Origin of the sequence: Pseudoxanthomonas composti, assembly GCF_004122095.1 — a bacterium.
Lineage (GTDB): Bacteria > Pseudomonadota > Gammaproteobacteria > Xanthomonadales > Xanthomonadaceae > Pseudoxanthomonas_A > Pseudoxanthomonas_A composti.
In genome coordinates this window covers 42,233-67,651 of the sequence record NZ_SAWZ01000011.1, presented here as the reverse complement: position 1 = coordinate 67,651, position 25,419 = coordinate 42,233, and the positions used below count along the sequence as shown (strand labels likewise).

The 25,419-nt window shown below is 68.1% G+C and carries 19 protein-coding genes; 18 read left to right on the top strand and 1 reads right to left on the bottom strand.

Annotation, left to right across the window (positions count from 1 at the left end; genetic code table 11):
- Window positions 1–60 precede the first annotated feature (60 nt).
- From EPA99_RS16555 to EPA99_RS16470, 18 genes are all read left to right on the top strand, one after another.
- Window positions 61–1,068, top strand: a complete 1,008-nt coding sequence (locus EPA99_RS16555; RefSeq protein WP_129472356.1) for an NAD-dependent epimerase — start codon at window positions 61–63, stop codon at window positions 1,066–1,068.
- Window positions 1,069–1,407: 339 nt separating this feature from the next.
- On the top strand, window positions 1,408–2,034 hold the full coding sequence (locus EPA99_RS16550; RefSeq protein ID WP_241688434.1) for an XrtA/PEP-CTERM system exopolysaccharide export protein: 627 nt from the start codon (window positions 1,408–1,410) through the stop codon (window positions 2,032–2,034).
- Window positions 2,035–2,042: 8 nt separating this feature from the next.
- Window positions 2,043–3,593, top strand: a complete 1,551-nt coding sequence (locus EPA99_RS16545) for an XrtA system polysaccharide chain length determinant (RefSeq protein ID WP_129472355.1) — start codon at window positions 2,043–2,045, stop codon at window positions 3,591–3,593.
- Window positions 3,590–4,318 carry a P-loop NTPase family protein gene (locus EPA99_RS16540; RefSeq protein ID WP_129472354.1) on the top strand — a complete coding sequence of 243 codons (729 nt, stop codon included), beginning with the start codon at window positions 3,590–3,592 and terminating at the stop codon, window positions 4,316–4,318. The genes EPA99_RS16545 and EPA99_RS16540 overlap by 4 nt, the downstream gene beginning before the upstream one ends.
- A 4-nt stretch (window positions 4,319–4,322) precedes the next feature.
- Window positions 4,323–5,663 carry a porin family protein gene (locus EPA99_RS16535; protein ID WP_129472353.1) on the top strand — a complete coding sequence of 447 codons (1,341 nt, stop codon included), beginning with the start codon at window positions 4,323–4,325 and terminating at the stop codon, window positions 5,661–5,663.
- A gap of 5 nt (window positions 5,664–5,668) precedes the next feature.
- Window positions 5,669–6,499 carry a polysaccharide deacetylase family protein gene (locus tag EPA99_RS16530; protein WP_164978682.1) on the top strand — a complete coding sequence of 277 codons (831 nt, stop codon included), beginning with the start codon at window positions 5,669–5,671 and terminating at the stop codon, window positions 6,497–6,499.
- The gene (locus EPA99_RS16525; RefSeq protein ID WP_241688433.1) at window positions 6,496–7,632 is read left to right on the top strand and encodes a glycosyltransferase; all 1,137 of its coding nucleotides are present in this window, start codon (window positions 6,496–6,498) and stop codon (window positions 7,630–7,632) included. Before EPA99_RS16530 ends, EPA99_RS16525 begins: the two co-directional genes overlap by 4 nt.
- A 3-nt stretch (window positions 7,633–7,635) precedes the next feature.
- The gene (locus EPA99_RS16520) at window positions 7,636–8,862 is read left to right on the top strand and encodes a glycosyltransferase (RefSeq protein WP_129472350.1); all 1,227 of its coding nucleotides are present in this window, start codon (window positions 7,636–7,638) and stop codon (window positions 8,860–8,862) included.
- Window positions 8,852–10,018 (top strand): glycosyltransferase, encoded by a 1,167-nt coding sequence (locus EPA99_RS16515; protein ID WP_129472349.1) that lies wholly within the window; start codon window positions 8,852–8,854, stop codon window positions 10,016–10,018. The genes EPA99_RS16520 and EPA99_RS16515 overlap by 11 nt, the downstream gene beginning before the upstream one ends.
- Window positions 10,015–11,805, top strand: a complete 1,791-nt coding sequence (locus tag EPA99_RS16510; RefSeq protein ID WP_129472348.1) for an asparagine synthetase B family protein — start codon at window positions 10,015–10,017, stop codon at window positions 11,803–11,805. Before EPA99_RS16515 ends, EPA99_RS16510 begins: the two co-directional genes overlap by 4 nt.
- The gene (locus tag EPA99_RS16505) at window positions 11,783–12,973 is read left to right on the top strand and encodes a glycosyltransferase family 4 protein (protein ID WP_129472347.1); all 1,191 of its coding nucleotides are present in this window, start codon (window positions 11,783–11,785) and stop codon (window positions 12,971–12,973) included. Before EPA99_RS16510 ends, EPA99_RS16505 begins: the two co-directional genes overlap by 23 nt.
- Window positions 12,974–12,976: 3 nt before the next feature.
- Window positions 12,977–14,854 carry an asparagine synthase (glutamine-hydrolyzing) gene (gene asnB / locus EPA99_RS16500; RefSeq protein ID WP_129472346.1) on the top strand — a complete coding sequence of 626 codons (1,878 nt, stop codon included), beginning with the start codon at window positions 12,977–12,979 and terminating at the stop codon, window positions 14,852–14,854.
- Entirely contained in the window at window positions 14,854–16,242 is a 1,389-nt protein-coding gene (locus EPA99_RS16495) for an O-antigen ligase family protein (RefSeq protein ID WP_164978680.1), read from the top strand. The genes asnB and EPA99_RS16495 overlap by 1 nt, the downstream gene beginning before the upstream one ends.
- Window positions 16,243–16,526: 284 nt before the next feature.
- Window positions 16,527–17,006: a LexA family protein gene (locus EPA99_RS16490; RefSeq protein WP_129472344.1), complete on the top strand. Its 480-nt coding sequence runs from the start codon at window positions 16,527–16,529 to the stop codon at window positions 17,004–17,006.
- Window positions 17,006–18,292 carry a Y-family DNA polymerase gene (locus EPA99_RS16485; protein WP_129472343.1) on the top strand — a complete coding sequence of 429 codons (1,287 nt, stop codon included), beginning with the start codon at window positions 17,006–17,008 and terminating at the stop codon, window positions 18,290–18,292. The genes EPA99_RS16490 and EPA99_RS16485 overlap by 1 nt, the downstream gene beginning before the upstream one ends.
- An 816-nt stretch (window positions 18,293–19,108) precedes the next feature.
- Window positions 19,109–20,773: a methyl-accepting chemotaxis protein gene (locus EPA99_RS16480; protein ID WP_129472342.1), complete on the top strand. Its 1,665-nt coding sequence runs from the start codon at window positions 19,109–19,111 to the stop codon at window positions 20,771–20,773.
- Window positions 20,774–20,784: 11 nt separating this feature from the next.
- Window positions 20,785–21,318 (top strand): chemotaxis protein CheW, encoded by a 534-nt coding sequence (locus tag EPA99_RS16475; protein WP_129472341.1) that lies wholly within the window; start codon window positions 20,785–20,787, stop codon window positions 21,316–21,318.
- A 34-nt stretch (window positions 21,319–21,352) separates the two neighbouring features.
- Window positions 21,353–22,162 carry a CheR family methyltransferase gene (locus tag EPA99_RS16470; protein ID WP_206733793.1) on the top strand — a complete coding sequence of 270 codons (810 nt, stop codon included), beginning with the start codon at window positions 21,353–21,355 and terminating at the stop codon, window positions 22,160–22,162.
- A 434-nt stretch (window positions 22,163–22,596) separates the two neighbouring features.
- Here EPA99_RS16470 and EPA99_RS16460 read toward each other — a convergent pair whose 3' ends face one another.
- On the bottom strand, window positions 22,597–25,263 hold the full coding sequence (locus EPA99_RS16460) for an RHS repeat domain-containing protein (protein WP_241688432.1): 2,667 nt from the start codon (window positions 25,261–25,263) through the stop codon (window positions 22,597–22,599).
- Window positions 25,264–25,419: the final 156 nt, after the last annotated feature.

Sequence of the window (25,419 nt, the reverse complement as noted above, 5' to 3'; positions counted from 1 at the left end):
GTTCCGGCTGCGTATCCCTTACTATCCGGCGCCGAATCCGGCGCCTGTCGAGGTAATCCCATGCGTGTTCTGGTCACCGGCGCTGCCGGTTTCATCGGCTCGCACCTGAGCCAGCGCCTGCTGGCCCGCGGTGACGAGGTGTTCGGCTACGACAACCTCAACGACTACTACGACCCCACCCTGAAGCAGGCACGCCTGGACCGGCTGTTGCCGCAGGCGGGGTTCCGCTTCGCCAAGGGCGCGCTGGAAGACCGAGCGGCGCTGGAAGCGGCGTTCGATGCGTTCAAGCCGCAGCGGGTGGTCAACCTGGCCGCGCAGGCCGGCGTGCGCTACTCGCTGGAGAATCCGCAGGCCTACATCGACAGCAACATCGTCGGCTTCGTCAACATCCTGGAAGCCTGCCGGCACCGCGGCGTTGAGCACCTGGTCTACGCCTCCTCCAGTTCGGTCTACGGCAGCAATCGCAAGATGCCGTTCGCGGTGGAAGACAGCGTGGACCATCCGGTCAGCCTGTACGCGGCCACCAAGAAGTCCAACGAGCTGATGGCCCACACCTACAGCCATCTGTTCGGCCTGCCCACCACCGGCCTGCGGTTCTTTACGGTCTATGGGCCGTGGGGGCGTCCGGACATGGCGCTGTTCCTGTTCACCAAGCGCATCCTGGCCGGACAGCCGATCGACGTGTTCAACCATGGCCGCCACTCGCGCGACTTCACCTACATCGACGACATCGTCGAGGGCGTGATCCGCACGCTGGACACGGTGCCCGGGCCGGACCCGTCCTACGACCCGCTGCAGCCCACGCCAGCCACCTCCAGTGCGCCGTACCGGCTCTACAACATCGGCAATCACTCCCCGGTCGAGCTGCTGCGCTACATCCAGGTGCTGGAAGAGTGCCTGGGCCGCAAGGCCGAGATGAACCTGCTGCCGCTGCAACCGGGCGATGTCCCCGACAGCTACGCCGACGTGCAGGCGCTTCGTCGCGATACCGGCTACGCGCCCTCCACGCCCGTGGAAACCGGGGTGCGCAACTTCGTCGAGTGGTATCGGGCGTATTACGGGCAGTAGAGCTCGCTGAGCTTTGTGGGAGCGGCTCCAGCCGCGAAGAGGCTTTCCCTGAAAGGCCTCTTCGCGGCTGATGGCCCTAGGCCACCCGGAGCCGCTCCCACAGGCAGTTCCACAGTGCAGTCCCGCAGAGGGCTACCGCATGGCGCTTTGCGCTCGGGGCGATCGCAGCGCGGGCGTGGCACGCCATGCGTATTTGCGCACTTTTCCATGCAGATGGCTGAGGCCTGAATGCTCGCCGCGCACGCGCGGGATTCGCTGACGCAGACACCCGCCACATGGCCGGTCGCATCCCTGCCCCGCGTTGTGTAGGCAAGTCGTTGAACACAACAGGGGTTCACCTTGAATCGCATCTCCTTCCTGGCCGGCGCCGGTCTGCTGCTGGCCATGTGCGGCACCTGCGCACCGGCCGCCTTGGGCGCCCAGGCCGCAGCGCCGGCCGCTTCCGCCGCATCGACCGCCAACGATTACCGCATCGGCGTGGACGACGTGGTGCAGGTCTCGGTCTGGCGCAACCCGGACCTGGGCATCACCGTGCCGGTGCGTCCGGACGGCAAGATCTCGGTCCCGCTGATCGGCGACGTGGCCGCCGGCGGCCGCACCGCCACCGAGGTCGCCGCCGACATCCAGACGCGCCTGACCACCTACATCCGCGACCCGCAGGTGGCGGTGATCCTGACCGAGCTGCGCAGCCACGAGTACCTCTCGCGCGTGCGCGTGACCGGTGCGGTGCGTCAGCCGGTGTCCATTCCGTATCGCCAGGGCATGACCGTGCTCGACGCGGTCCTGGCCGCGGGCGGCACCACCGAGTTCGCCGCGGGCGATCGTTCGCACCTGTATCGCAAGAGCGACAAGGACACCAAGACGATGGACGTGCAGCTCGAGCGCATCCTCAACCGTGGCGATCTCACCACCAACTTCACGGTGTCCCCGGGCGATGTGATCACCGTGCCGGAGCGTCGCCTGTGAGCGCGACCATGTCCGACTGGAACAGCGCCGGCAACGGCGGCGACAGCCGTTCGCCGCTGGCCCTGCTGCCGGTGGCATTGAAGGAGCTGCGCCGCCGCCCGGTGCTGCTGGCCTCGATCTTCGCCGTGATCGCGCTGGCGGGGCTGGGCGTGGGCCTGATGCTGCCGAAGAAGTACGTGTCCTCCACCTCGATCCTGGTCGAGGAAGGCAACATCATCTCGCCGCTGATGGAAGGCCGTGCGGTGGCCACCAGCAACCGCGACCGCGCCAGCATCCTCAAGGAAGTGGCCTTCAGCAAGAAGGTCATGGCCGACATCCTGGCCACCGGCGGCTGGATGGACGCCAAGCCCAGCGCGGTGGAGCAGGACCGCCTGAGCGAGAAGATCATCGGCCGCACCAGCATCACCAACCCGCGTCCGAACCTGATCAGCATTTCCTACAACGACAGCGATCCGCAGCGCGCCTATCGCGTGACCAAGCGCTTCGGTGAGCTGCTGATCAGCGAAAGCCTGGCGGCCAAGGCGCTGGAAAGCCGTCAGGCCTATGACTTCATCAATTCGCAGGTGGCCCAGTACCACCAGAAGCTGAAGTCCTCCGAGACCCAGCTGGAGGAGTTCCGCACCGCCAATCCCGATGCACGCCCGGGCCTGGAAGGCGACACCGCCGGCCGCATCAGCCAGCTGCGCAGCATCATCGATGCAGGACGCATGGAGCTGATCGAGCTGCGCTCGCAGGAATCGGCGCTGCGCGCGCAGCTGTCCGGCGAGAACGACGTCACCCTGTCCAACTCGCGCGGCACCCAGTACCGCCAGCGCCTGCTGGAGCTGCAGTCCCAGCGCGACCAGCTGCTGATGAACTACACCGACCAGCACCCGGACGTGGTACGCCTGCAGCACCAGATCAACGACGTGCAGGAAGACCTGCGCCGCGAGCAGGCCCGTCCGCACCTGGCCGGCGAAAGCGATGCGCAGTTCAACCCGCTGTACGCCGAACTGCGCAGCAAGCAGGCCGAGGCCAGCCGCCGTGCCGCGGCCACCGCCTCGCGCGTGGCCATGGCCGAGGGCATGCTGGCCAAGGAAGAGGCGCGCAGCAACCGCATCGCCTCTTCCGAAAGCACCACCGCCGAGCTCAACCGCGACTACCAGGTCGACCGCGACATCTACCAGGATCTGCTCAAGCGCCGCGAGAACGCTCGCGTGTCGATGAACCTGGACGCCGAAGGCAAGAGCATGAGCTTCCGCCTGCAGGAGCCGGCGTCGGTGCCGCTGCGCCCCAGCGGGCTGCGCGTGAGCCACGTGGCGCTGATCGGCCTGGTGCTGGCCATCGTGGTGCCGCTGCTGGCGCTGTTCGCGCTGGTCCGCCTGGACCCGCGGGTGCGCAGCGCGCAGCAGATCGAGCGCGAGGCCGGCCTGCCCGTGCTGGGCACCATGCCCGCCTACCTGAGCGGCCCGCAGCGTCAGGCTGCCAGGCGCCGCATGCTGACGGCCGCGGCCGTGCTGGCCTCGGTGCCGGTGCTGTACGTGGCGGTCTTCGTCCTGAAGTCGCTGGAGGTGCTATGAGTCGTTCCGTCGCCGATCACCGGCCGAGCAGCAACAACGTGGCCAGCCGGTTCATCGCGCCGCGCGTGGCCAACACCGAGCTGACCCCGGTGCAGCTGGAAGAGCGCGCCACCATCTACCGCGGCGAGCAGTCGCGCGCGGAAGTGGATGCCTTCCGCGACCTGCGCACGCGGGTGCTGTCGGTGACCCAGCCCGGCGCCATCACCCTGGTCGCGCCGGTCAGCCGTGGCAGCGGCGGCAGCTACGTGGCCCGCAACCTGGCCACCGCGGTGTCTTTCGACGAGAGCCGCAGCGCGCTGCTGGTGGACTGCGACCTGCGCCATCCCTCGCAGCACGCCACCCTCAAGCTGAGCCCGTCCATGGGCCTGATCGACTACCTCGAAGACCGCAACGCCGAGGCCGACCAGGTCATCCACGACACCGGCATCGCCCGCCTGCAGCTGCTGCCGGCCGGCAACTCGCGCGAGATGGCCAGCGAGTTCCTGTCCTCCCCGCGCCTGCGCCTGCTGCTGGACACCGTGCGCACGCGCAGCCCGAACTGCCACATCTTCCTGGATGCACCGCCGGTGCGCGGCGCGCCCGACGCGCGCATCCTGTCCGAGCTGGCCGATATCGTGGTGCTGGTGGCCGGCTACGGCCGCGACACCCCCTCGGCGATCGCGCAGGCGGCCGCGGATTTCAGCCCGGGCAAGTTCGCTGGTGTCGTCTTCAATGAGGGAGTCTGAGGCCGTGGCCGTCCGCAACAAGCGCACCGCGCCCAAGCCCACCCTGTGCGCCGCCGCATTGGCGGCGCTGCTGCCCGTGCCGGCCCTGGCCGCGCGTTTCGATTACCAGGTCGGCCTGGGCGTGCTGCACAGCGACAACATCAACCTCAGCCAGGCCGATGAGCGCAGCGACACCATCGTCGCCCCGCGCTTCCGTTTCGACCTGGATCAGCACGGCCCGGCGCTCGACCTGGACCTGGCCGGCGACCTGCAGTACCTGACCTACCAGGAAAACACCTACGCCGACGACTGGCGTGGCGAGGTCCGCGGCGACATGGAATGGCGCCTGTCGCCCGACCGCTTCAGCCTGTTCGCGCGCGAGACGCTGAGCCAGCAGTCGGTGGATACGCTGCAGGCCTTCACCCCGGGCAACCAGCAACAGATCAACGTCTTCGAGGCCGGCCCGACCTTCTACGCGCGCCTGGGCAAGACCACCAAGGCGCAGCTGGACCTGCGCTACACCGACAGCTACGCCGAGGAAACCGCCAGCTTCAACAGCGCGCGCTACTCGGCCGCCGCGCGCCTGCAGCGCGATTTCAGCGGCGTCACCCAGGGCCTGGTCAATGTCGAAGCCTCGCGCATCGAGTACGACCAGATCAGCTCGCTGTACGACTACGACCGCTACGACGCCTACCTGACCTACCGGCGCGAGCTGGCCTCGGCCACGCTGGACATCGATGCCGGCTACACCCGACTGGACCAGCGCAATCTCAACCAGCAGGCCTCCGGGCCGCTGCTGCGGGCCGACCTGAGCTGGACCCCGGGCGCGCGCGGCACCTTCCGCGTGGGTTTTTCCGACCAGTTCGCCGATGCGGCCCAGGACATGTTGCTCAACCTGGACACCGCCACCGGCACGGTCATTCCCGTGCTGCCGGGCGACCCGTCGCTGGGTTCTGTCATCCCGGGGATCCAGATCATTCCGGACGTGTTCCGCGAGCAGCGCGCCAACGCGTCCTGGACCTACACCGGCGAGCGCCTGAACCTGACCGTGGACCCGTACGTGGGCCGCCTGCGCTACGAGCAGCAGGACACCTTCGACCAGGACCTGCAGGGCCTGCAGCTGGTGGGCAGCTGGCAGCTGCGGCAGCTGACCACGCTGTCGTTCATGGCCAACTGGCAGCGCCGCGATTTCGACACGGTTTCGCGCACCGACACCGACAAGCTGGCCGGTATCGGCCTGGCACAGCGTTTCTCACGTCGATGGAGCGCCCGTCTGGACCTGCTGCGCCGCGAGCGCAGCAGCTCGATCCAGGGCCAGAACTACACGGAAAACAGCGCCATCGTCTCAGTCACCTACCGCCGCTGATCTGCATGCTCATCGCCACCCAGCCAACCGGACATCCAGCTGCGCGTCCCGCCAAGGATCGGGCGGGCGTTGCGCTGATGTACCACGCGCTGTCCGAGCCCGGCCGGCACCCTGCCGGCCAGGACCCGGAGTACACGCTGCTCACGCGCGTGTTCGACCGCCAACTGCATCGCGTGCGCCAGATCGCCGGCGGCGGCGGCTCGGTGCGCGACTGGCTGCTCGGCCTGCATGCGCACCCGGTGCTGCTGACCTTCGACGATGGCCACATCAGCAACCGCCACCTGGCCCTGGGGCTGCTGTTGCGCCATGGCATGACCGCCGATTTCTTCATCAACCCGGCCAATGTCGGCACCCCTGGCTTCGCCAGCTGGAGCGAGCTGCGCGAGATGGCCCAGGCCGGCATGTCCATCCAGTCCCATGGCGAGCGCCACATCTACCTGACCGATCTGTCCGAGGCGGAGCTGCGACGCAGCCTGCGCGACTCGCGTGAGCGCATCGAGGACGAGATCGGGCAGTCGGTGACGCTGCTGGCGCCGCCAGGCGGCCGCATGCCGCGCAACCTGGCGCAGACCGCGCTGGAGTGCGGCTTCCACCATGTGCTGTCCTCGCGCCCCGGCGCCCTGCCCGCCCAGCCCGGCACCATCCTGCCGCGCCTTGCGGTCACCGCCAGCCAGGCCGAAGACCGCTTCGACCAGTGGATCGTTGGCGATGCCGCCACGCTGCGGCGCGACCGCCTGCGTTACGCGGGCCTTGCCACGCTCAAGCGGGTGATGGGCAACGCCCCTTACGAATGGGCCCGCAACCGCGCCCTGTCGGTCCTTCGGGGCGCACCGTGACCCTGCTGTTCTGGCTGTCCGCGGCTGGCGTCCTGCTGGCCTACGCCGGCTACCCGCTGCTCATGGCCGTGCGCGCGCGCCTGCGCCCGCAGCCGGTGCGGCGCGCGGCGCAGACGCCGGTGCTCGATGTCGTGGTGGTGGTGCACAACGGCGCCGCGCACCTGGCCACCAAGCTGGCCAACCTGATGGCGCAGAACTACCCGGTCGATGCCATGCGTTTGCACGTGGTCTGCGATGGCTGCACCGATGCCAGCGCCGCCATCGCCCGCGCCTGCAACGGGGTGCAGGTCCATGAATTCAGCCAGCGCCGCGGCAAGTCCGCGTGCCTGGCCGATGTGGTCCCGCAGCTGCGCGGCGAGCTGGTGCTGTTCACCGACGTGCGCCAGCGCGTGGAAGCAGGCGCGGCCCGCGCCCTGGCGGCGGTGTTGGCCGACCCGCAGGTCGGCGCCGCCAGCGGCGAGCTGATGCTGGAGGCCGACGGCGACTACGGCCGCGGGGTGGATGCCTACTGGCGCTACGAAAAAGCCATCCGCAAGCTGGAGAGCGCCAGCGGCTCGCTGGTGGGCGTGACCGGCGCGCTGTACTGCGCCCGCCGCCAGGCGCTGCCCGCCATCCCGCCCGGCCTGGTGCTGGACGATATGTGGATTCCGCTGGCGATGGCGGCCCAGGGCTGGCGCGTGGTGTTCGAGCCAGCCGCCCGCGCCTGGGACCGAGCCGCCACCGACCCGCTGGCCGAGGAGCGCCGCAAGCGCCGCACCCTGGCCGGCAACTTTCAGCTGATCCACCGCTGGCCGCAGCTTGCCATCCCCGGCGCGCACCCGCTGGCGCTGCGCCTGTGGGGCCACAAGTGGCTGCGCCTGCTCGCCCCGTGGCTACTGCTGGCGATGCTGCTCAGCAGTGCGTGGCTGGCCCTGGACGGCAGCCGGTTCTTCGGCCTGATGCTGGCGCTGCAGCTCGGCGGCTGGCTCACCGCGCTGGCGGGCCGCCTGCTCCCGGGCACGGCCCGCTGGCTGCCGGTGCGCCTGGCCACGGCCTTCGCCAGCCTCAATACCAGCGCCCTGATCGCCCTGCCCGACTACCTGCGCAACCGGCAGGCGCATCTGTGGCAGATCACCCCGGCTCGGGACGCCTGACCCATGACCTCGTCTTCCCTGCACCGCGTGGTCTACGTAGTCTCGCTGTTCCCGTGCTGGTCGGAAACCTTCATCGTGCGCGAGATCCAGGCGCTGATCGACGAAGGCGTGGACGTGCGCGTGCTCTCGCTCAAGCGCCCCAGCGAAGCGCTGGTCCAGCCCGAAGCGGCGGCGCTGATGGACCGCGTGCGCCACCCCGCCTCGATGGCTGGCGCGCTGGTGTCGGCCGCGCGCGAGCTGCTGGCGCATCCTGGCGTGGTGCTGGGCAGCCTGGCGACGGTGATCGGCGGACACTGGCGCAAGCCGGCCGTGCTGGCCAAGTCGCTGGTCGCCTGGCTGCGGGGGCTGGAGCAGGCCGCCTGGCTGCGCCGCTTCGATCCGCAGCTGGTGTACTCGCACTGGGCCACCTATCCCTCCACCGTGGCCTGGACCCTGGGCCAGCTGCTGGGCCGGCCGTTCGGCTTCACCTGCCACGCCCACGACATCTTCGTGGAAGACCAGCTGGTGGCGCGCAAGCTGCACGACGCCGCCCTGGCCGTCACCATTTCCCAGTTCAACACCCTGTGGCTGCGCGAGCACGGCGCCCATGCCGATGCCTCGCTGAAGGTGATCCATTGCGGCGTGGATGCGGCCAACACGCCGTACCTGCCCGAGGGGCGCGAACCGCGCACGCTGCTGACCGTGGGCCGGCTGGACCCGATCAAGGGCTTTTCCACCCTGGTCAGCGCGCTGGCGCTGCTGCGCGAGCGCGGCGTGGAGTTCCGCTGCCGCCTGGTCGGCTCCGGCCCGCTGGAGCACGCGCTGCGGGCGCAGGTGCTGGCCAGCGGCCTGGAGCGGCAGGTGCAGTTCACCGGCGCCCAGCCGCAGCACGTGGTGCGCGAGTGGATGAACCAGGCCGCCGTGTTCGTGATGCCCTCGGAAGTGGCCGTGGACGGCAACCGCGATGGCATCCCGGTGGCGCTGATGGAGGCCATGGCCACCGGCTGCGCCGTGGTCAGCACGCGCGTGTCCGGTATCCCCGAGCTGGTGGAAGACGGCCACAGCGGCCTGCTGGTGGAGCAACGCGATCCGGTGGCCCTGGCCGATGCCATCGCGCGCCTGCTCGACGACGCGCCGCTGCGCACGCAGCTGGCCCTGCAGGCGCGCGCGCAGATCGAGCGAGCCTTCGACGTGCGCACCGAGACCCGCCGCCTGCGCGCCTACATGAGCGAGGTCGCCCATGCCGGCTGATGCGTCCCCGCGCCGCCTGCTGGTGGTCACCGACGAAATGGAAGTCGGTGGCAGCCAGCGCCAGATCACCCGCCTGCTGTCCGGCCTGGACCGCAGCCGCTGGCAGCCGGAGCTGCTGTACTTCCGCCAGCGCTCGTTTCTGGTGGACCAGCTGGAAGCCCAGGGCATCGTGGTGCATCACCTGCCCAAGCGCGGGCGCATCGACCCGGGCTTCGTGCTGCGCTACGCCGCGCTGCTGCGCAAGGGCCGCTACGACCTGGTGCATGCGTTTTCGCTGACCGCCGAGCTGTGGACGCTGATCGCCAGCCTGCTGGGGTTCTCGCGCGCCAGGCGCGTGGCCTCGGTACGTGGGCTGTACGTGGAGATGCCCGGCTGGTTCTGGCGGATCAAGCGGGTGATCCTGCGCAGCAGCGCGGCGGTGATCTCCAATTCCCAGGCCGGCGCGGAAGCGGCCTCCGAGCGCGCCGGCGTGCCGCTGGCCAGGATCGACGTGGTGCCCAACGGCATCGTCATCCCGGACCTGCCAGAGGACAGCGCCAGGCAGGTCATGCGTCAGGCGCTGGCCGTGCCGCCGGAGCGCGTGTTGGCGCTGTACGTGGGCCGCCTGGTCGAGGCCAAGAACATCCCCTGCCTGCTGCGCGCGCTTTCGCGCCTGCCGCTGGCCCATCGCCCGCTGTTGCTGCTGGCCGGCGACGGCCCGCTGCGCGCGGTGCTGCAGCGCCAGGTCGAGACGCTGGCGCTGGGGGCCGACGTGCGCTTCCTGGGCGAACGCGACGACACCCTGGCGCTAATGCAGGCCGCCGACTTCACCGTGCTGCCATCGCGCTACGAGGGCATGTCCAACGTGGTCATGGAGGCCATGTCCAGCGGATGCCCGGTGATCGCCTCCAACGTGGGCGGTAACCCGGAGCTGATCGAAAACGGCCATGATGGCGCCCTGTTCGACACGGACGACGATGCCATGCTGGCGCAACTGATCCAGCGCTTCACCACCGATGCCCCCCTGCGCCAGCAGCTGGGCCGCCAAGCGCGGGCGACTATGCAGGCGCGCTATTCCATCCCGGCGCTGGTCGCGGCCACCACTGCCATCTACGAGCGCTGCATGCACCGCCCTGTTTCCATGAAGAACGACGCACCGCGGGAGCAGCGCGCATGACCGTGGCGGTGACCGGCGACTTCATCGTGGCCTATGGGCCGCGCGCGCAGGCGTGGCTGGACGGGCTGGAGGGTTTCCAGCCGCTGGCCGGGCCCGCACCTGGCACGATCGCCGCCGTGCGCGGGGACGTGCATCGCGGTCAGACCGCGGCCGGGACGCGCTGGGTGGCCCTGGCCGACCTGATCGAAGGCCAGCTGGAAGACGGCGCGCAGCCGGCGATCGAGGCGGTGGCCTCGCAGTGGCGCGGGCGCTTCGCGCAGGTGGCCTGGGGCGGGGCGGCGGAAGAGGCGTTCCTGGCCACCACCGACCATTTCGGCTCGCTGCCGCTGTACTGGTACGCCCGCGATGGCCATTTCGCCATCGCCACCGACCTGCGCCTGTTGCTGGACGCACCCGGCGTGCGCCGCCAGCCGGACCTGCAGGCGGTCTATCACTACCTCAACTTCGCCTGCATCCCGGCCCCGCTGACCATCTGTGCCGACATCCGCCGCGTCATGCCCGGGACTCGCCTGCAGCTGTCGCTGCAGGGCGCGCACGCCGATCGCTACTACCTGCCCGAGTATCCGGCCGACCTGCACGGTGGCGACCACGCCCTGGCCAAGGCCCTGCGCGAGCGCATGATCGACAGCGTGCGCGCGCATCGCCCTGACAAGGACATGACCTGGGGCTGCTTCCTCAGCGGTGGCACCGACAGCAGCAGCATCACCAGCATCCTGGCCAGCGACGGGCAGGTGAAGACCTGCTCGATCGGCTTCGAGGAGGCCGGATACGACGAGCTGGAGTTCGCGCGCATCGCCAGCCGCGCCTGCGGCGCCGAGCCCTACACCGAGCGCGTGGACCGCGACCGGGCGCTGGACATGCTGGACACGGTGATCCAGGCCTACGACCAGCCCTTCGGCAACGCCTCGGCCGTGCCGACCCTGGCCTGCGCGCAACTGGGCCAGCAGCTGGGCATGACGGTGATGCTGGGCGGCGACGGCGGCGATGAGATCTTCGGCGGCAACGAGCGCTACGCCAAGGACAAGCTGATGGAGCGCTTCTATCGCCTGCCCGCGCCGCTGAAGGCCCTGGGCGTGGCGATCGGCAATGCCGTCGGCGGCGGCAGCAACTGGACGCTCAACCGCGTGCGCAACTACACCCGGCGCGGCGCCATGCCCAATCCGGACCGCTTCTACCAGGACGATGCCTTCGCCTCGGAATACTACGAGGCGCTGCTGACCCCGGCGTTCCGCGCCCAGGTCGATCGCGATGCCTCGCTGGACTACATGCGCCAGACCTACGCCGAAGGCGGCCCGGTCGACCCGCTCAACCAGATCATGCGCCTGGACCTGGCCATGGCCATCGCCCAGAACGACCTGGTCAAGGTGCACCGCGCCTGCCGCCATCATGGCGTCGCCGCGCGATTCCCGTATCTGGACAAGGCGCTGGTGGCCTTCTGCGGCCGCCTGCCGGCCGATGCCAAGCTGCGCGGCACGCAGAAGCGCTGGCTGTTCAAGCAGGCCATGGTCGGCATCCTGCCCACCGACATCCTCAAGAAGCCCAAGCAGGGCTTCGGCCTGCCGATCGCGGTGTGGATGAAGGAGCCCGGCCCGATGCAGACCCGCGTGCGGCAGGTGCTGCTGGATGAGCGCACGCAGGCACGCGGCTGGATCGAACCGGCCTTCGTCAGCCGGCTGGTGGAGATGCACATGGCCGGCGGCGCGGACCATTCGGCCGCGCTGTGGCAACTGCTGGTTCTGGAACTGTGGATGAGGAAGTACTTCGATGCGCGCTCCGCTGTCCACTGAGACTCCCGTCCGCGTGCTGATGGTGCTGGAGGCCGCCTACCCGGCCCAGCGCGGCGGCGGCGCCGAGGCCCAGGTGCGCACGCTCTCGCGCGCCCTGCGCGCGCGCGGGCACCGTGTCACCGTGCTGGCGCCGCAGCTGCGCGATGGCCTGCAGGGCCGGGTCTGCCGCGTCGATGGCGTGCCGGTGGTGCGCCTGCGCTACCCGCACATCCGTCTGTTCAGCGGTCCGCTGCTGTGGCTGACCCTGGCCGCGTTCCTGGTCCGCCGCCGCCACCGCTACGACGCCTGGCACGTGCACATTGCTCACCGCATGGGCGCGGTCTGCGCGCTGCTGGGCAGCTGGCTGGACAAGCGCGTGCTGGCCAAGGTCTCGGGCTGGTGGGAGCTGGAAATGGGTACCCTGGCGCCGAACGCGCCCTTCTGGGACCGCATCGCCTACAAGGCCCTGCTGCGGATCGGCACCTGGCAGGTCATCAGCCAGCGCATCGCCAAGACCCTGGCCGCGCGCGGCATTCCCGCCGAGCGCATCGCCGCCATCCCCAATGCGGTCGATACGCAGCGCTTCGCCGGCGTCACCCGCGCGCCCGATGCGCCGGCGCGCTTCGTGTTCATCGGCCGCCTGGAAAAGGAAAAAGGCCTGGACACGCTGCTGGACGCCTTCTCCGACATCGCCCCGGCGCACCCGCAGGCCAGCCTGCTGGTGGTCGGCACCGGCTCGCTGGAAGAGGGCCTGAAGGCCCGCGCGCAGGCGCTGGGCATCGCCACGCAGGTGGACTTCGCCGGGCATCGCAACGACATCGAGCGCGTGCTGGCCGATGCCAACCTGGGCGTGCTGCCTTCGCGCATCGAGGGCCTGTCCAACACGCTGCTCGAATCCATGGCCTCGGGCCTGCCGATGGTGGCCAGCCGCATCAGCGGCAACGAGGATTTCGTGCGCGCCGAGACCGGCTGGCTGTTCGAGCCGGGCGACCGCGCCGGGCTGGCGCAGGCCTTGGCCCAGGCCGCCGCGCTGCCCGCGCACGCGCGCCAGGCCATGGGCGAAGCCGCGCGCGTGGCGGTGGAGCGCCAGGCCGGACTGGAGCGCGTGCTGGCCCGCCTGCTTGCGATCTATCGTGGCCAGCCGGCGCCGGTGCAGGAACGCTCGGCCCTGGCCGGGACGGGGATCTGACCGATGTGCGGCATCGCAGGACTTGTCGTGGCCCCCGGCCAGCCGGCGCCTTCCCTGGCCCTGGGCCAGCGCATGACCGAGGTCATCGCCCATCGCGGGCCGGACGACACCGGCATCCATCATGACCAGCGTGCCCTGCTGGGCATGCGCCGCCTGGCCATCATCGATGTCGCCGGCAGCCACCAGCCGCTGTATGGCGCCGACCGGCGCGTGGCGCTGGTGTTCAACGGCGAGATCTACAACTACCGCGAACTGCGGCGCGAGCTGGAAGCGGCCGGCCACGTCTTCCACACCCAGGGCGATACCGAAGTCATCCTGCAGGCCTACCTGCGCTGGGGCGCCGACGCGTTCACCCGGCTCGACGGCATGTTCGGCGTGGCCATCTGGGACACGCGCAGTGGCGAGCTGCTGCTGGCGCGCGACCGCCTGGGCGAAAAGCCGCTGTACTACACGGCCAACGCGCAGCGCATCCTGTTCGGCTCGGAACTCAAGTCGCTGCTGCAATCGCCGGACTGCCCGCGCGAGATCGACCCGGACGCCCTGCGCGCCTACCTGACCTACGGCTACGTGCCCTGCCCGCGCTCGATTTTCCGCGACGTGCACAAGCTGCCGCCGGGCCACCTGCTGCGCGTGTGCAACGGCCAGGTCTCGCTGCATCGCTACTGGCAGCCGTCGATGGGGCCTAAGCTGCAGCTGAGCCAGACCGAAGCGGCCGAACAGCTGGAAACCTTGCTGGACCAGGCCGTCTCCAGCCGGCTGGTGGCCGACGTGCCGTTCGGCGCGTTCCTGAGCGGCGGACTGGACTCCAGCACCGTGGTGGCGCTGATGGCGCGCCGCATGCAGCGTCCGGTCAAGACCTTCACCATCGGCTTCAGCGAAGACGCCTACAACGAGCTGGACGATGCCCGCCGGGTGGCCCGCCACCTAGGCACCGAGCACCATGAGCTGGTCGTGCAACCCGATGCGGTGGGCCTGCTGGACAAGCTGGTGTTCCACTTCGACGAGCCTTTCGCCGACGCCTCGGCCGTGCCCACCTACCTGGTGTCCGAACTGGCCGCCCAGCACGTGAAGATGGTGCTGACCGGCGATGGCGGCGACGAGCTGTTCGGCGGCTACGACCGCTATCTCAAGCTGATGACCCTGGAGCGCAGCGGCGCGCTGCGCAAGCCCGCCGCGCTGGCCCTGTCCATGGCCGGGGCCATCGTGCCCGACCCGCTGGGCAAGCGGCTGGGCCGCATCGGCGAGCGCATGCGCCTGCCCTTCGCCCAGCGCTACCTCAGCGGCGTGGCCCTGACCCGTCCGGACACGGCCAGCGCGCTGCGCGCCGGCGCCGGTGGCGCCCAGCACTACGACCTGCCCCTGCTACACCAGGCCGGCAGCGATCTCGGCGCCGGCGATTCGGTGCTGGACCGCGCCGTGGCGATCGACCTGCAGAGCTATCTGCCCGACGACATCCTGGTGAAGCTGGACCGCATGGCCATGGCTGCCTCGCTGGAGGGACGCTCGCCGTTCCTGGCTACCTCGCTGGTGGAGTTCGCCCTGCGCCTGCCCGAGTCGCTGCGCGTGCGCGATGGCCGTGGCAAGCACCTGCTGCGCGAGGTCGCCGCGCCGTGGCTGCCGCCGCGCGCCATCAGCAAGCCCAAGCAGGGCTTCGGCGTGCCGCTGCCGGCCTGGTTCCGCGGGCCGCTGCGCGCCCTGGCCGCGGACACCTTCGCTTCGCGCAGCTTCCGCGAACGCGGGCTGATCGACCCGGCCGCCGCCGACGGCCTGCTGGCCGAGCACCTTTCCGGCGCGGTGGACCACAGCGAGCCGCTGTGGCAGGTGCTGTGCCTGGAACGCTGGGCGCGCACCTTCCTGGATGCGCCGGCCGGAGCGGCATGATGTTGAAGTGGTTGTTGATGGTGCCGATCGTGTTCATGGTGAACCAGCTTCACCTGGACTTCTCCACCGGCATTCCCGCGGTCAACGTCTCCAACATCCTGTTCGGCCTGTGCGTGGCCGGCCTGCTGGTGCTCAAGCCGCGGCACCAGACCGCCATCGGGCGTTCGCCGCTGACCGTGCCGCTGCTGCTGCTGTTCGGCGCGCTGACCCTGTCCTGCGTGATCGGCATGCTGCGCCAGCCGGGCGATGCCATCGAGGACATCACCTACCTGAAGAACCTGCTGTTCTATCCGCTGCTGTACTTCGTGTACCGGCGCTGCGGGCAGGACGAGAAGAGCACCCGGCAGCTGATCATCCTGGTCGCCGTGGTGGCCGCGGTGGCCGGCCTGGAAGCCGTGCGCGAAGGCCTGGACTACGGCTTCGGCAACTTCAACGAGACCCGCCGCGCTTCCGGCCCGTTCGGCACCGACTTCCGCGACTCCAACCGCGCCGGCGTGTTCTACGCCATGTTCATGCCGCTGTTCGTCGCCCTGGCGCTGTTCCTGCGCGGGCAGAAGCTCTGGCGCCTGGGCGCGGTGGTGGGCATCGGCCTGCTGGCCATCGCCATCATGGCCACCTACTCGCGCCAGTCCTATCTGATCGCGCTGGTCTGCGTGGCGCTGCTGCTGATCCGCCGCAACGTGATCCTGGCCACGCTGATCGGCATCCTGATGGTACCGGCGGTGGGCCTGCTGCCGGACAGCGTGACCCAGCGCGTGGCCGAGACCCAGCAGCAGGACGCGGTGGGCGACGAGCAGCTCGACGACAGCACCGCCAGCCGCTTCGAGATCTGGGCCGGCGCCTTCGAGATGTGGCAGGACCACCCGCTGGGCGTGGGCCTGAACCGCTTCAAGCGCAACATCGGCACCTACGTCCCGCGCTATGCCGGCTACGACGCCCACAGCATCTACATGCTGACCCTGGCCGAGACCGGGCCGCTGGGCCTGGGCGCGCTGCTGCTGGTGCTGGCCAGCCTGCTGTGGTTCGGCGCAAGCATGGTGCGCAAGGTGCCTTCCCAGGACACCGAGGGCAAGGCGCTGACGCTGGGATTCACGCTGATGGTGGTGGCCGTCGGCCTGGGCAACGCCTACGGCAGCCCCTTCTACGAAGGCCCGGTCATGGGCAATTTCTGGATCCTATGCGGCCTGCTGGAGCACTACGTCGCCCTGCGCCAGCGCGCCGCCGCCGGCGTGAATGCCACCGCGGCCGTCATCTCCCCGGTGCATGCCATTGGCCAGCGCTTCCCGCTGGCCTCGCGCGCCCTGCCCGGACGCTATGGGCCCGCGCCCAGTGCGGTGGATGAAGCACCGCCTGCGCAGGCGCTGGATGCGCCTGCTCGTAACGAGTGAGTGGGCAGCTCGCCCAAAGGCCTCCGCGAATCTGATCACGCGAGTTGACTGCCGAGGCATCTCTGCAACCGGCTTGCGACGACAACAGGCATGGCTTCAACAGCCGCTGACCTGAGCGAGTGCGGGCGCAGCTCGGCGCCGCTCGATCAAACGCGTGGGCGCTCGTACCTAACATGACGAAGCCGCCGCGCCTCCGCCTCCCAATTCAGGCCCGCCATTAGTATTTTTGCTAACTTTCTCGCCCGTCTCGCGACTTGAGACCTCATCCCGCGAGAGTTCGCGCCATGCTTTACCTGCCTGCCCCCCATACCTACGCCCGCTACCTGGGCATCGCTGTGGTCGATCCACCGGCGCTGTCCATGCCCGTCAGCGCGCTGCGCATCCAGCTGGGCTTCCCGTCCCCGGCCGAGGACTACCAGGACGATGAGATCGACCTCAACCGGGTGCTGGTGCGCAATCCGCCGGCCACCTACATGTACAAGGCCGAGGGCGAGAGCATGCTGCATGCCGGCATCTGCGACGGCGACATCCTGATCGTGGACCGCTCGGTCACACCTTTGGATGGCGACATCGTGGTGGCCACCTGGGATGGCAACCAGCCCACCTGCAAGGTGCTCAAGGTCGCCGCCGACCACATCGAACTGCATAGCCGCAACCCCTACGTGCCGGCGATCGTGCTGGCGCCGGAAACCGAGGTGGAGGTGTTCGCGGTCGTCAGCGTGGCGCGCCAGATCACCCGGGGCCATAGCCGCAAAGGGCGCTGATGTTCGCGCTGATCGACGGCAACAACTTCTACTGCTCCGTCGAGCGGGTGTTCCAGCCCGAGCTGCGCGGGCGGCCGCTGGTGGTGCTGAGCAACAACGATGGCTGCGCGATCGCCCGGTCCGATGAGGCCAAGGCGCTGGGCATCACCATGGGCCACCCGATCCACAAGGTGGAACCGCAGGTGCGCCGGCAGCTGGCGATGCGCTCGGCCAATTTCGGGCTTTACGGCAACATCGCCGCGCGCATCGGCGCGATCCTGCGCGCGGCGGTGCCGCGGGTGGAGGTGTACTCCATCGACGAGTCGTTCCTGGACCTGGCCGGAATCGGCGACCGCTACGCGCGCATGGTGGCGCTACGCGAGCGCGTGCACCGCTGGACCGGCATCCCCAATTGCGTGGGCATTGGCCCCACCAAGACCTTGGCCAAGCTGGCCAACCACATCGCCAAGGAGGCCGCGCGCAAGCCAGGCAGCTATCCGGCCGACTTTGCCGGCGTGTGCGACCTGGCTGCGCTGGCGCCCATCACCCTGGATGCGGTCTTGCGCGCAACGCCGGTCGGCGAAGTCTGGGGCGTGGGCCACCGCTGGGCGGCGCGCCTGCGGGCGCGTGGCGTGCACACCGTGGCGGACCTGCGCGATGCGCCGCCGGACGACGTGCTCACCCACTTCGGCGTGGTCATGGCGCGTACCCAACGCGAAGTGCAAGGACGCCCCTGCCTCGAGCTGGCCGAGGTCGAACCCGACCGCCAGCAGATCATGGTCAGCCGCTCCTTCGGCGAGTGGGTGGACAACACCCAGGACATGGCCGATGCACTCGCCACCTTCGCCATCCGCGCCACCGAAAAGCTACGCCAGCAGGGGCTGACCACCAGCGCCATCGGCATCCTGGCCGAGACCGATCCGTTCAAGCCCGGCGTGCCACAGCACAACCCCACCCGCACCGCGCGCCTGCCCGCGGCCACCTCCGACACCCGCCTGATCCTGGCGACGGTGCGGCGGCTTTCGCAGGGTTTCATGCGCCAGGGCCACGCCTACAAGAAGGCCGGGGTGTGGCTGATGGACCTGGCCCGCCCCGAACAGTTGCAGGCGGACCTGTTCGGCCCCGCGCGTCATGGCGACGACAGGCTGATGGCCACCCTGGACGCGATCAACCGCCGCTTCGGCCGCAGCGCCGCCGGGCTGGGCGCCAGCGGCTGGCAGCGCGGCGCGCAGTGGCACTCGCAGCAGGCGCTGCTGTCGGGCATGTTCACGACCACGCTCTCCGATCTTCCAAGCGCCCGCTGCTGATCGCAGCTAGGTTGATTGCGGCGCGCGCACACCCTGGCAACCTCGATCGCATCGTGGCGCCGTGCGCCAATTCACCGACGCGAAGCTTCAGCCTTCTCACTCCCGCGAGTTGTCCGCCAATCGCAGAGCGATTGTGCGGAGCATGCCCTCGGCGCACGACGTGCATGCGCCGTGGTCCGCGCACGACCAACCTCCGAAGGTCGGAACCTGCGCCCGATGGAACCAACCGTGGTGAAACGCTGGCCAAAGCGTGGTCGAGTGCGCGCCCAAAAGCGGACATGCCACAGCGAGTCAACGTTTCGAATCGAAGAAAAAATTTGACGTTCATTCCTTAATTTCCCGCTCGGAGCGCGGGAAACGCTGTGAATGCGATGTGAATCTAGGAAAACGAAACCGAGCTTCAAGGCGCTTCTACACAAGACGTTAATGATTTCAAGGAAGCGTCGAAGCAGGAGCTCAGCCATGCCCGTAGTCGAGATTCAGGACACCCAGCAAAGCACCAGCGTTGCTCCGGACGGGGTGACCTGCAGATGCACGTCGGCGTCCGACCGGTCGATGTGTGGCGAGTCCTCGAGCGGGTTTTACGCATCGGTTAATCCCAGGTCGGCTGCCAGGCATTCCACCGGTGCCCAGTTGCTGATGTTCCACCAGCTTCGGCCCCCTGGCGCCTCTGTACTTGCGGCCGCGCAGCGCAGTAGGCACGCGGCCATGACGCGGGGCATCCGCGCAATCGTCATCCAGATCGAACCAACGCATTACCCCCACGACACCGCGCTCGACGCCCAAGCCGCCTGAGCCACTTAAGAGGAACGCATCATGTTGGGCAATATCAAGATTGGAGTCCGTCTCACCGCTGCCTTCCTGGTACTGGCGGCGATCGGTGGCGTCATCGGCTGGCAGGGCATTCGCGATTCGCGGCGCATCAGCGAGCTGGCCACCAGCCTGTATGACAAGGAGTTGATGGGCCTGTCCAGCGTCAAGGAGGCCAACATCAACCTCATCTATCTGGGCCGCTCGCGCGCCAACTTCCTGTTGGCCCAGACCCAGGAAGAGCGCGACCACCACCGCGAGCGGATGAAGCAGTACATCGCGGCGGTGCAGACCGAGATGGCCAGCGCCAAGCCGCTGTTCGACGAGAATCCGCAGACGCAGCAGCTGTTCGTCGGCTTCGAGCAGCGCTGGGTCACCTACCTGGCCGAACTGCAGCACAGCCTGGACCTGGCGGAGAAGGAAAACCTGGCGCTGAATCCGGAGCTGGTGGCGTCCCTGAAAACCGTGCGCGGCCACGCCGACGTGCTGGACCAGACCATGAGCGAGCTGAGCAAGCTCAAGCAGACCGCCGCGGCCGCCGCCAACGACGCCACTGATGAGATCTACCGCGGCATCGTGCTCAAGATGCTGTCCATCACCATCGCCGGCGTGCTGATCGGCATTGGCACCGGCGTGTGGATGAGCCGCAGCGTCACGGTGCCGATCCGGCGCGCGGTGGCCGTGGCCAACGGCCTGGCCGAAGGCGACCTGACGATGCAGATCGAGCCGACCGGGCGCGATGAGACCGGCCGTCTGCTGGAAGCCATGCGCACAATGGTCTCCAAGCTGTCGGCGGTGGTCGGCGAAGTCAACGGCAGCGCCCATGCCCTGGCCGGCGCCTCCGAGGAAGTCAGCGCCACGGCGCAGTCGCTGAGCCAGGCGTCCAGCGAGCAGGCCGCCAGCGTCGAGCAGACCAGCGCGTCGCTGGAGCAGATGACCGCCTCGATCGCACAGAACACCGAGAACTCGCGCGTCACCGACTCGATGGCAACGCAAGCCGCGCAGGATGCGGTCAAGGGCGGCGAAGTGGTCACCGCCAGCACCCAGGCGATGAAGCAGATCGCGCAGAAGATCGGCATCATCGACGACATCGCTTACCAGACCAACCTGCTGGCGCTCAATGCGGCCATCGAGGCGGCACGGGCAGGCGAACATGGCAAGGGCTTTGCCGTGGTGGCCGCCGAGGTGCGCAAGCTGGCCGAACGCAGCCAGGTCGCGGCGCAGGAAATCGGCGAGGTGGCCAGCAGCAGCGTGGAGCTGGCCGACCAGGCCGGCCGCCTGCTGGACACCATCGTCCCCAGCATCAAGAAGACCTCCGACCTGGTGCAGGAAATCTCGGCCGCCTCCGAGGAGCAGTCCTCCGGCGTCAGCCAGATCAACGCGGCGGTGATCCAGCTCAACCAGACCACCCAGCAGAACGCTTCCGCTTCGGAAGAACTGGCCGCGACGTCCGAGGAGATGAGCGCCCAGGCCGCGCAGTTGCAGCAGGCCATGGCGTTCTTCCGCCTGCCCGGCAGCGCGCCGCGTCCGGCGCAGGGCGTGGCGGACGTGGCCCCCAGCAAGCGTGCGGCGCCCTCGCGCCAGCGCCTGTCGGTCGCCGCGGGCACCCACCTGGCCTACGCGCAGCCGCACGGTGAGTTCCTGGACGATTCCAAGTTCACGCGGTTCTGAGGGAGGTCGCGATGCACACTCATGCTTCCGCTGCGGCATCGGCCGCCGCTGGGTCGGCTCCGATCGCTGCGCAGGCCTCGCAGTACCTTACCTTCAGCCTGGGCAGCGAAATCCTCGGCACCTCCATCCTGGGGGTGAAGGAGATCATCGAGTACCGTGAGCCGGCGCCGGTGCCGATGATGCCCGCCGGCCTGCGCGGGGTGATCAACCTGCGTGGGGCCGTGGTCCCGGTGGTGGACCTGCTGGTCCGCCTGGGCAAGCCGGCCAGCGCTGTCACCCGCCGCAGCTGCATCGTCATCGTGGCGGTCGAACACGGCGACCAGGCGCAGATCATGGGTGTGCAGGTCGACGCGGTCCACGAGGTGATGGAACTGAGCGCGGCCGAGATCGACGAGCCGCCCCCGTTCGGCACGCACGTGCGCAGCGATTTCATCACCGGCATCGCCAAACGCGCCTCGGGGTTCGTGATCCTGCTGGACATGCACCGGATCCTGGACCTGCAGGCCTGGGGCGAGGCGAACGCCGAGCTGGCGGAGCTGCACTGACATGTCCGCCCAGGCCATGGGCGATCACCGGATGCTGGGCGACGCGCCGGCAATCACCCCGGCCGAGTTCGCCCAGATCCAGCGCTTCATCCAGCAGCGCGCCGGCATCCATCTGGCCGCCTCCAAGCAATCGCTGGTATGCGGCCGCCTGCAAAAGCGCCTGTCCGCGTGCGGCGTTGCCAGCTATGGCGATTACCTGGCCCTGCTGGGCCGCCCGGACGGCGGCGCCGAGGCGCAGACCGCGGTGGATCTGCTGACCACCAACGAGACCTACTTCTTCCGCGAGCCCAAGCACTTCGACTTCCTGCAGGACGTCGCCCGCCAGGCTGGGCCGGGCACGTTCCGCTTCTGGAGCGCCGCCAGCTCCAGCGGCGAGGAAGCCTACAGCGCGGCCATGGTGCTGGATCAGGTCCGGCATGGCCGGCCCTTCGAAGTCCTGGGCACGGACATCAGCACCCGCATGCTGGCCATCGCCTGCCGCGGTCAATACCCCATGCAGCGTCTGGAGCATCTTTCTCAGGCATATCTCAAGCGCTACTGCCTGCGCGGCCAGCAAGAGCATGCCGGCAGCCTGCTGATCGATCCGGCGCTGCGCAGCAAGGTGCGCTTCGCCCAGGCCAACCTGACCACCGCGCTGCCGCGGCTGGGCCAGTTCGACGTGGTGTTCCTGCGCAACGTCATGATCTATTTCAACCAGGCCACCAAAGCGCAGGTAATCGCACGCGTCGTCGCCTGCCTCAAGCCCGGCGCCTATCTCTGCATCGGGCACTCGGAGCATCTGGGCGATGTGCAGAGCGGGCTCAAGGCGCTGGCGCCTTCGGTTTATCAGAAGGCGATTCGTTGAAGGCTTTTTCGAACGTCTAAATGAGCGCCCGTTTCAATGGAAAGATCATTCCGATGTATCGACCGGAAAATCGAGCTCCCGCCACACAGATCCGTCTGACTTGTACCAGACGTACTTTCCAACTCGCTTTCCCATCCTAAACTCACCATCCTCCTTGAGCGAGCCAGAATTCCACCAGGTCCGGTATTTGCCATGGAACTCGCCAGAGCACAAATTGGCGCAAAGCGTCATTTGACCAGATTCGTCCCACTCACGGATTACGCCATCCATTACGCCATCTTTGTACTCAATCTCTGAGAACAGTCTTCCATTTCTGTGCCACCTTTGGTGTTTTCCCACTTGGCGCCCGTCGATAAAATTACCTCGCGACTCCAATTCCCCAGAGGGGAACTTACTCTCTCGTGCGCCCGTGTTAGCGTCTACCTCTTCCATACTTATCGCAAATCTCTGCCAGACCATTCTGGTGGTTCTTCGCCAGTCGGACCACCGTTACCCGTGCATAGGTTACGCCGATTTGCGGCACGGGAGAGACAGGCGTAGTACCACCGCTCACTCTCACCGCGCGGTCCTCGACCTCGCCAAGTTTCGCATCGAGCCGCCTCTTCTTCGTAACGCCTCTGGCAATTCTCACCTTCACCGCACGCCATCTCGCTCGATAGATGCTTGGTTAACGAAAGGAACGTGGGGACCGGAGAAGCAGGAGACGTAAGAAGCGGCGATGTGAGGATGCCGGCTACGATATCGGCAGAGCTTGGGATAGACATGCCTGGGTATACAGTCTCACCGTTTGGACCCGTGTTGTAGGGACTGTTGGGATCGTAGTAGCCACCCGAACTACCCGGATATCCGGGAGTGGTAGGACCACGGATCGGGATGCCCCTCTGGAGTCCGAGTGCATCAAGGTACTCGAGCGGGGAATTGCTGACGTATCCATACGTTGATATGCCGCCGGCAAAGCCAATCGGGTCGCTCTGCACATACCGCCCCGTGCCAGGCTCATAGTCCCGGAAGTAGTTGTAGTTCAGTCCGCTCGCCGCGTCATAGCGCTGTCCGGGGAATCGCAGGTTGAAGACGAACGCCTGCCCGTCCTGGTCGGGGTCCTCGTTCGGTGCGGTAGCGCCGAAGGCTTCACCGCGGATGCTCCAGCTCCAGATGGCCTTGTTGCTAGCAGGGTCGATGACAGCGCGTGGGGTGCCTAGGTGATCGGGCTGGAGGTAGTGGGTCTTGGCGGTGGTGACCACGCCCACCGGCAGGTCTTCCATCCAGATCGCCTGTTGGATGACTGTGCCGTTGTTGCCGTAGTCGCCCAGCCAGTGGCCGGCCTCGTCGTAGAGCGTGTAGGTGTTGGCGCTGCCGAGATAGGCGCGGGTGCGCTCGCCTCGCCCGTTGTAGCGGTAGTTCATCACCACGGTGCTGCCGTTCTTGGCCTGCTGCATCCGGCCGGTGTCGTCGTAGGTGAACTGCTTGGCTGTGCCGTTGAGGGCGGTGGTGCTGCCGTCGGCGGCGTAGCTTCTGGCCAGGCCGCCGACATTGGTCAGGCGGTGGCTGGTCGAGGCATAGGTGTAGGCCTTGGTGAGGCCGTTCTGCTTGGCGCTGGTGCGGTTGCCGGTGGCGTCATAGGTGTAGGCCTCCAACGGCTGGGTGGCGTTGGGATCGCTCAGCGAGGTCAGTCGGCCCAGGGCGTCGTAGCCGATGGTCAGCTGCGGGGTGGTGTTGGTGGCCGAGTTCAGGCTGGTCAGGTTGCCCACCGGGTCGTAGCCAAAGGCGACCTGAAGGCCATCGGCGGCCGAGTCGACGATGGCTAGGGGGCGGTAGTCCAGATCCACCGGCCGGCTCATGGTGCGGCCGTTGCCATAGGTCCAGCCAGCCACGGGGCCGAAGGGGTGGTAGCTGGCTTGGCTGAGCACGACCTCACGGCTGGCCGCCGGTCGGGTCACACCCACCGCCGTCACCCTGCCCTGCACGTCACGCGTGTAGTCCACGACGGTGTTGTCCGGGTAGACCATGCCGGTGAGGTTGCCATTGGCTGCATAGGTGTAGCGCAGGGTCAGGCTGACACCGTTGATGGTCTGCACCTTGCGCACCAAATCGCCGAAGCGGTTGTAGCAGTACTGGGTACTGCCTGCCCCGTCAGTCATCGAGCTCAGGCGGCCCTTGGCGAAGGTCTCGCCGCTGGCGCAGGCCGTGCCGGCCGTGTCGTAGCCGTAGGTGACGTTGAGGGCGGTGCTGGCGTAGCCGATCGAGGTGACCCGGTTCAGACCATCGTAGGCATAGGTGGCGGTCTTGCCACGGGCATCCTTGGCGGTCTTGACGTTGCCGGCCTCGTCGTAGGTGTAGGTGGTGGTGCCGGTGTCCGGGCTCTTGAGTTCGGTCAGGTCTCCAAAGCCGTTGTACTTGTAGGTGGTCTTCAGGCCCTTGGGGTCGGTCACCTCGGTGACTTGGTCCAGGGCGTTGTACTTCACGCCGGTCTTGGCCTGGATACCCGCGGTGTCCTGGATGGACTCCTTCAGCCGATTCAGGGCGTCGAAGGCGTAGCTGGTCGTGCGGCCCAGGGCGTCCTCGGTGCCAGTGGTGTTGCCATTGGCGTCGTAGGAGAAGTCGGTCGGATTGGCGCTGGCGTCGGCCGCCGTGGCCAGCTGGCCGAGCTGGTTGTAGACCCGGCTCAGGGTGGCCTTGAGCGTGCCGCTGGAGTTCTTGACCTCTTCCTTGATGCGGTTACCGGCATTGTCCAGCGTGTAGACGATCTTGTTGCCGGCGTTGTCCGAGACCTGGGTCAGGCGATGGGCGGCATCGTAGGTGTAGTTGGTCGCGGCGCCCATGGGCAGGCTGACCTTCTTGACCAGGCCGGTGGGCCAATACTCGATGCGGGTAATGCGGTCGTCGGTCTCGGCGCTGTTGTTGGTGCCGCGCACCTTGACCGCGGTCAGCCAGCCGCGGACGTGGTACTCGTAATCGGTGATGACGCCGTTGGGGTCCTTGACCGATTTGGGGCGGCCGGCGCCGTCGTAAGCCAGGGTTTCGGTGACCTGGCCCAGGCCGTTGGTGATTTTCCAGAGGTCGCCTTTGCGATAAGCGCAACCAGCTTGATTGGTTGTGCACACAGCATGATCAACGGCGCGATACTCCAAGGCGACTTCCGGCTCAGTGCCGCCGACAGCGGATTTCATCAGACTCAAAAGCGGACATTGCGCAGCGTCAGAAGTATCACAGTAGGTGAACCTGCGCTGCCTCACCCCCGCCGGAGCCGATGCAGATGA

Excerpts from the sequence above, each read along its gene's own strand:
- EPA99_RS16555 (WP_129472356.1), top strand. The coding sequence starts at position 61 with ATGCGTGTTCTGGTCACCGGCGCTGCCGGTTTCATCGGCTCGCACCTG.
- EPA99_RS16545 (WP_129472355.1), top strand. The coding sequence starts at position 2,043 with ATGTCCGACTGGAACAGCGCCGGCAACGGCGGCGACAGCCGTTCGCCG.
- EPA99_RS16540 (WP_129472354.1), top strand. The coding sequence starts at position 3,590 with ATGAGTCGTTCCGTCGCCGATCACCGGCCGAGCAGCAACAACGTGGCC.
- EPA99_RS16530 (WP_164978682.1), top strand. The coding sequence starts at position 5,669 with ATGCTCATCGCCACCCAGCCAACCGGACATCCAGCTGCGCGTCCCGCC.
- EPA99_RS16520 (WP_129472350.1), top strand. The coding sequence starts at position 7,636 with ATGACCTCGTCTTCCCTGCACCGCGTGGTCTACGTAGTCTCGCTGTTC.
- EPA99_RS16515 (WP_129472349.1), top strand. The coding sequence starts at position 8,852 with ATGCCGGCTGATGCGTCCCCGCGCCGCCTGCTGGTGGTCACCGACGAA.
- EPA99_RS16510 (WP_129472348.1), top strand. The coding sequence starts at position 10,015 with ATGACCGTGGCGGTGACCGGCGACTTCATCGTGGCCTATGGGCCGCGC.
- EPA99_RS16505 (WP_129472347.1), top strand. The coding sequence starts at position 11,783 with ATGCGCGCTCCGCTGTCCACTGAGACTCCCGTCCGCGTGCTGATGGTG.
- asnB (WP_129472346.1), top strand. The coding sequence starts at position 12,977 with ATGTGCGGCATCGCAGGACTTGTCGTGGCCCCCGGCCAGCCGGCGCCT.
- EPA99_RS16495 (WP_164978680.1), top strand. The coding sequence starts at position 14,854 with ATGTTGAAGTGGTTGTTGATGGTGCCGATCGTGTTCATGGTGAACCAG.
- EPA99_RS16490 (WP_129472344.1), top strand. The coding sequence starts at position 16,527 with ATGCTTTACCTGCCTGCCCCCCATACCTACGCCCGCTACCTGGGCATC.
- EPA99_RS16485 (WP_129472343.1), top strand. The coding sequence starts at position 17,006 with ATGTTCGCGCTGATCGACGGCAACAACTTCTACTGCTCCGTCGAGCGG.
- EPA99_RS16480 (WP_129472342.1), top strand. The coding sequence starts at position 19,109 with ATGTTGGGCAATATCAAGATTGGAGTCCGTCTCACCGCTGCCTTCCTG.
- EPA99_RS16475 (WP_129472341.1), top strand. The coding sequence starts at position 20,785 with ATGCACACTCATGCTTCCGCTGCGGCATCGGCCGCCGCTGGGTCGGCT.